The sequence below is a fragment of the Candidatus Cryptobacteroides sp. genome (assembly GCF_056207615.1).
This window is the reverse complement of sequence record NZ_JBAEER010000027.1, coordinates 1-5,146: the sequence shown is the minus strand read 5'-3', so window position 1 is coordinate 5,146 and position 5,146 is coordinate 1. Positions and strand designations below refer to the sequence as shown.

4 protein-coding genes and 1 tRNA gene are annotated in these 5,146 nt (G+C 51.5%); 4 read left to right on the top strand and 1 reads right to left on the bottom strand.

Features of this window, described 5'->3' with window-relative positions; genetic code table 11:
• The 3 genes from glyA to AC06ND_RS01565 form a co-directional block, all read left to right on the top strand.
• Window positions 1-987: serine hydroxymethyltransferase (gene glyA, locus AC06ND_RS01575; protein ID WP_475677240.1), on the top strand; the 987-nt coding region annotated here is incomplete at its 5' end.
• 102 nt (window positions 988-1,089) lie between these two features.
• Complete coding sequence (locus AC06ND_RS01570; protein WP_475677239.1) at window positions 1,090-1,908, top strand: LytR/AlgR family response regulator transcription factor; 819 nt, start codon at window positions 1,090-1,092, stop codon at window positions 1,906-1,908.
• Between the two features lie 141 nt (window positions 1,909-2,049).
• Window positions 2,050-3,690 (top strand): AMP-binding protein, encoded by a 1,641-nt coding sequence (locus AC06ND_RS01565; protein WP_475677238.1) that lies wholly within the window; start codon window positions 2,050-2,052, stop codon window positions 3,688-3,690.
• Between the two features lie 61 nt (window positions 3,691-3,751).
• On the opposite strand, the gene AC06ND_RS01560 is transcribed toward AC06ND_RS01565, so the two are convergent.
• Window positions 3,752-4,678 carry a D-2-hydroxyacid dehydrogenase gene (locus AC06ND_RS01560; protein ID WP_475677237.1) on the bottom strand — a complete coding sequence of 309 codons (927 nt, stop codon included), beginning with the start codon at window positions 4,676-4,678 and terminating at the stop codon, window positions 3,752-3,754.
• 102 nt (window positions 4,679-4,780) lie between these two features.
• Here AC06ND_RS01560 and AC06ND_RS01555 point away from each other — a divergent pair.
• Window positions 4,781-4,865: transfer RNA gene (locus AC06ND_RS01555), tRNA-Ser, on the top strand.
• Window positions 4,866-5,146: the final 281 nt, after the last annotated feature.

Sequence of the window (5,146 nt, the reverse complement as noted above, 5' to 3'; positions counted from 1 at the left end):
CACGGCGGTCACCTCACCCACGGCTCACCAGTAAACACTTCAGGTATACTTTACAACGCAGTCGCATACTCTCTCGACGAGAACACCGGCCGCATCGACTATGACGAGATGGAAAGGCTCGCCATCGAGAATAAGCCAAAGCTCATCATCGGTGGTGCGTCAGCATACTCACGCGAGTGGGATTATGAGAGGATGAGAGCAATTGCCGACAAGGTCGGCGCACTCCTCATGATCGACATGGCCCACACCGCTGGTCTCATCGCAGCAGGTCTCCTCAAGAACCCTGTACAGTATGCCCACATCGTAACCTCTACCACCCACAAGACCCTCCGTGGTCCTCGTGGAGGTATCATCCTCCTCGGTAAGGACTTCGACAATCCTTGGGGTCTCACCACTCCTAAGGGTGTAGTGAAGAAGATGTCACAGATCCTCAACTCAAGCGTATTCCCTGGACAGCAGGGTGGCCCACTCGAGCACTGCGTCGCAGCAAAGGCTGTAGCATTCTACGAGGCTCTCCAGCCAGAGGATAAGGAATATCAGCAGCAGGTTATCAAGAACGCATCCGTCATGGCAGAGGAGTTCATGAAGAAGGGTTACAAGGTCGTTTCAGACGGTACCGACAACCACCTCATGCTCATTGACCTCAGGACCAAGTACCCAGACGTGACCGGTAAGGTAGCAGAGAAGGAGCTCGTGAAGGCTGACATCACCGTCAACAAGAACATGGTTCCGTTCGACAGCCGCAGTCCTTTCCTCACCTCAGGTATCCGCGTAGGAACTCCTGCAATCACATCTCGTGGTTTCATCGAGAAGGACATGGAGTCTATCGTATGCCTCATCGACCAGGTTCTCGCCAACGCAGCCGCACATCTTGACCTCATCGCAGGCAAGACAGAGGAAGGCCGCGAGGAGTACGAGGCTGTAATCGCCGAGGTTCGCCGCAAGGTCCGCATGAAGACCAACGGCATGCCGCTCAACAAGTATTAGGATTATCCCTGAGATATAGCATTTTGTCATGTCACGCAAATTTTCATAAATTTGCGTGACATGACTCGTTTACCGGCACACTTACTCAGGAAAGACAGTCAGATGATGCAGATCGGCTTCATCGCTGCCTTCACACTCCTATTCATCCTTATATACCATCCACTCGACCTCGAGGACATGAGCGTGACCATGCTTCAGAATCTGGGGTGGAACAGGTCCCTCATCTCATTCACTCTTACTGCGACAGTAATTATAGTGGGCCTCGGCGTCACAGCTATAAGCCGAACCATAATGATACTATATACAAGGAAGAACAGCCTCAGCATCGCAAGCTATGTCGCATGGATATTGGCAGAAGTCATAATAATGGCGAGCGTATACACGCTCGGATCTTTCGTCAATGACAGCAGCAGAGGTCTTGAGGAGCTGTTCAGGGCAAGCCTGTACAAGACCGTCCTGATCATCTTCATCCCATATATCATAAGCTACGTCGTAATCACCTGGCAGGAACAGGCAAGAAGTCTCAAGACCATACGGCAGGAATTGGAAAGCGGGAAGGAGACCAGCGCGCAGTACATCCAGATACTCGACGAGAGAGGTGACATGAGGCTGTCCATAAAGAGGGAGAACCTTCTCTACATCGAAGCCGAAGACAACTATGTTGGAGTATGCTACCTCGCGGGTGACAACAACGTCAAGAACATGATGGTACGCAACTCCCTCAAGAAGATTGCCGAGCAGCTCGACAGCGATAAGATCATCCGCTGCCACAGATCCTACCTCGTGAACCTCGACCATGTCAAGGTCCTGCGCAGGGAGAAAGACGGCTTCTACATCGAGATGGGCATAGACAAAGTTCCTGACATCCCTATCTCAAAAACTTACGGAGAGGCCGTAACCAGCAAGATTATGAGGCTGTAAGGGGTGAGATTTCGCCCCCGCATTTCCAGATTCGCCCCATATTTCGGTATTTTACCCCCAAATCACCTCTTTTCTGCCACTTTTATTTTTATCTGCGCGAGTATTGAGCGACATTTGTGTCAGAAACAAAATACACACAATATGGAGCACTTTACCAACCTAGTAAACAAGGTAATCAAAGAGCATTGGGACGAGCCAGCGCTCAGCGATTTCAGGAAGGAAACGTTCAGCCATGCTGAGATTGCCGGCATGATCATGCGTCAGCACGAGATATTCCGCGCCCTCGGCATCAAGCCTGGCGACAGGATCGGCCTCTGCGGCAAGAACAGCGCAAGATGGGCCGCTATGTTCCTCGCCGTGACCAGCTACCATGCGGTAGTTGTACCTATTCTCTACGACTTCACTCCAGAGAACGTATGCGACCTCGCAGTACATGCCGAGTGCCGCATCGTATATACAGAGAGCAAGATCTTCGACAGATGGGATCTTTCGAGGATGAACGACATGATCGCATGCATCAGCACTGACGACCTCAAGCTCATATGGGCACGCACCGAGGAGTTCGCGGCAGTGGTGAACGGAATCGAGGAGGCCATGGCGGCGAAATTCCCTCAGGGCATCACCGCAGCAGACTTCAACGTGGCCGGCACCGACATGGATGAGCTCAGCGTCATCAACTACACCTCCGGCACGACCGGAACCCCTAAGGGCATCATGCTCCCTGCTCGCAGCATATCAGCGAACACGGACTTCGCGATCAACACCATTCCTATTCCACATGGAATGAAGGCAGTCGCAATGCTCCCTCTCGCACACATGTACGGTCTCGCATTCGAGTTCCTCTACAAGTTCTGCGACAACTGTCACGTATATTTCCTCGGCAAGACTCCTTCGCCTACCGTACTCATGTCAGCATTCGCTGAGGTACACCCATTCCAGATCATCACCGTTCCTCTCGTCATCGAGAAGATCATCAAGGGCAAGGTCCTTCCTACCCTCGAGAAGCCTGCGATGAAGGTTCTCTGCGCAATACCTGGCCTCAACAAGATTCTCTACAACGTAGTTCGCGAGAAGGTGATGTCAGCATTCGGCGGTAACTGCGAAGAGATCATCCTCGGAGGAGCAGCAATCAGCGAGCCTATCGAGAAGGTGCTCAAGAAACTCAAGATTCCTTACACCGTAGGTTACGGCATGACTGAGTGCGGCCCTCTCGTAGGTTACGAGCACCACGAGAACTTCAAGTTCGGCTCATGTGGCAAGTGCGTATATTGCGCTGAGATCCGCGTCGACAACCCAGACCCTGTCACCGGCGTAGGTGAGCTCCAGGTTCGTGGCGACAACGTCATGATCGGCTACTATAAGAATCAGGAGGCTACCGAAGGTGCTTTCACCGAGGACGGATGGCTCCACACCGGCGACCTTGGTATCATCGATGAGATCGGAAACATCACCATCAAGGGCCGCAGCAAGTGCATGATCCTCTCTGCGAACGGACAGAATATCTATCCAGAGGAAATCGAGAGCAAGCTCAACAACCTCCCTTATATTTCAGAGTCACTCGTACTTGCACGTGATAAGAACATCGTGGGAATCGTGACCCTCAGCGCAAAGAAGGAAGACATTCTCGCAGAAGGCAAGACCATAGAAGAGGTTCTCGCAGCAACCAAGAAGTCACTCAACTCAGTGCTTCCTAACTACAGCCAGGTTGCGAAGATCGAGCTTCTCGACGGTGAGTTCGTCCATACCCCTAAGCAGTCCATCAAGCGAAGCTTATACAAATAGAAACGGGTACGCAACTAAACAACCTTGAAAACCTAAACCCAAAAGGGTTGGCAACATCAAGTTACCAACCCTTTTTTACGTTCTCTGCGACCAGGTGAGCCAGTCTCTTCCTGGCTTCCACGCTCGCCCATGCCGTATGCGGAGTGAAGCGTAGCCTCTCAGGATGTCTCACATGAAGGAGAGGGTTATCCTCCGGCAGAGGTTCCCGGGAGAACACATCCAGGGCTGCGCCGCCTATCCTCTCTTCGTCAATCGCAGCCGCAAGGGCTGCCTCATCGATGATCCCGCCACGACCGGTATTGATTATGAATGCCGTTTTCTTCATCAACGCCAGTTGCTCAGCTCCGATAAGCCCCCTGGTCCTCTCGTTAAGTGGGGCATGCACGGAGATGACGTCACACACGCCCATGAGCCTGTCGAGCGGAAGGCTTTCGTATTCCCTGCTATGTGAAGTTCCTGAAGTCGAATAGTACACCACCTTCATGCCGAAGGCCTCTGCAAGCTTCGCCACCTTCTGACCTATGTTTCCCAGCCCCACGATTCCGAGGACCTTGCCTGTGATCTCATAGAATGGCTGCGAGAGGTCTGTGAAAAGGCCGCTGCGGGAATAGGCACCACTCTTGACGCTAGCATCGAAATACGGAGCATTTCCGAGAAGTGAGAGCATATGCATGAAGGTCGCCTGGACCACCGAATCCGTCGAATATCCGGCTACATTCCTCACCGGGATACCACGGCTCGCGGCAGCATCAAGGTCGATGTTGTTGACTCCAGTAGCATACTCGCATATAAGCTTGACATTCGGAGCTGCATCGAGCAAGTCCTTGTCGACCACGACCTTATTGGTCATGATCACATCACAGTCCCCTACCCTCGTGAGGGCCTCTTCCTTGGTAGAGGTGGGGTAACATACGAGCTCACCGAGAGCTGCTATCTCGTCCAATGGGGTATCCCCCATCGTCAACGCATCAAGAAAAACCATCTTCATAGTCCCAAAATTAAGAATTTTCCGCAAAAAAATTTGCAGTATCTCAAGATTTACCTATCTTTGCAATCCCTTTGAGAGAAATCTCAGCCGGAAAAACATACTGGAGAGGTGGTAGAGTGGTCGATTACGGCAGTCTTGAAAACTGTTGACCTGAAAGGGTCCGGGGGTTCGAATCCCTCCCTCTCCGCAAAGTGGCTTGTAAATCAATGATTTACGTCTAAAAGCCCCGAAGATAGCCCCGAAATTCGAAAGAGTTTCGGGGTTTATTCTTTTTTGATTGTCAGTGATTCTTCTTGATGTTCCCTCTTTTTTTCAGCGAAAGTTCTCTGGCCGGTTAATAGTTTAACTTTTCTTTTTTTACCGTCACTTGCGTCACATTCGTCACAACAAGCGGTAGTCCTATTTAAATATCAGAGTAAACTCCGTGCACTCTTCATCGCTTCTGGTCAGGTCAAGCATGCCATTGTG

Bases quoted from the DNA above. Each gene is read 5' to 3' on its own strand.
- AC06ND_RS01570 (WP_475677239.1), top strand. From the start codon at position 1,090: ATGATGCAGATCGGCTTCATCGCTGCCTTCACACTCCTATTCATCCTT.
- AC06ND_RS01565 (WP_475677238.1), top strand. From the start codon at position 2,050: ATGGAGCACTTTACCAACCTAGTAAACAAGGTAATCAAAGAGCATTGG.
- AC06ND_RS01560 (WP_475677237.1), bottom strand. From the start codon at position 4,678: ATGAAGATGGTTTTTCTTGATGCGTTGACGATGGGGGATACCCCATTG.